Raw genomic sequence first — 1,149 nt, forward strand, 5'->3', positions numbered from 1 at the left:
CACGACATACACCCCTTGACGGTGTAGTCCATGCCCCCGGCTGTTGACGCAGCGCGGGGGCCCTTACGTCACCCGACCCTACCCGGCAGACCGGCCCCGTCCATCGGCATCAAGATGGATACCCCTTAAATCTAAAGGCAGCTCGGGACGAGTACCGCGTTTATGCGTCGGAATTTGCGGCCACTCGGGGATCGAGAGGAGGAGTAGAGGATTGGTTGCGGCAGGCTCCTGAATGGTCTGACTCCTCTCGGATCTCTTGGTCGGCCGGACTCAAGCGGAGTCTATTGCGTACTCAGCATGAGAACGTGTCGAGTGATACCATTAGGGGATCGAGCTATCGTCCGTTCAATGCTCAGGTTGTTGGGTTCTCCAAAACTTTTAACGAGCGGCAAGGGAGGATTCCGGATCTGTTTCCGACCGCGGCGCACGCGAATTTTGGATTCTTGGTTACCGGAGTGAGCTCTCATCACGATTTCTCAGTCATTGCAGTCGACTCTATCCCGAATCTGCACCTGCTTGATTCGGGCCAGTTCTTCTCCCGCTATACCTACGAGCCCGTCGACGACGGCGAGCTCGCGATCGGCTCGACCGATGAGCCTATTGTCGACGGCTACCGTCGCATCGACAATGTTTCCGATGACGCACTCACGCGCTACCAGACTGCGTTCGGGGAACAGGTGACGAAGGATGAGATCTTCGCGTCGATCTATGCGCTCCTTCACTCGGAGCAGTACCGCACCACGTTCGCGGCCGACCTGAAACGGCAGCTGCCGCGGCTCCCGCTACCGGACAGTGCCGACGATTTCTACGCCTTCGAGCGCGCTGGACGCGAGCTCTTCGAACTGCACATCGGCTACGAAGACGTCACTCCGTTCACGCTCCACGAGGAGTGGAGCTTGGGAGCGGATCCTGCTGCGGCCTCGGCGCTGGAAGTGGTCAAGATGCGCTGGGGCGGGACGGCCCGAGTCAAGGACCGCACGCGGATCGTCGTGAACGAGCACCTGACGCTGGTGGGCATTCCGGGCTCTTCCGGTTTCAGAGTGCGTTGACCCGGGCCGATAGCTGCCCGGAGTGGAGCAGACAGCGCAGCACGTAGTGCTCGAAGTTCCTGAAGCCCAGACCAATGCCCCGCAGATGCTCGAGGCGTCC

At 60.3% G+C, this 1,149-nt stretch carries 1 protein-coding gene; it reads left to right on the top strand.

Annotated features, from left to right (window positions below):
• Positions 1–215: 215 nt before the first annotated feature.
• Positions 216–1,049, top strand: a complete 834-nt coding sequence (locus BSP109_RS16705) for a type ISP restriction/modification enzyme (RefSeq protein WP_180959812.1) — start codon at positions 216–218, stop codon at positions 1,047–1,049.
• Positions 1,050–1,149: the final 100 nt, after the last annotated feature.

It is taken from the genome of Brevibacterium sp. Mu109, assembly GCF_900169375.1.
In the GTDB taxonomy this organism is placed as follows: domain Bacteria; phylum Actinomycetota; class Actinomycetes; order Actinomycetales; family Brevibacteriaceae; genus Brevibacterium; species Brevibacterium yomogidense_A.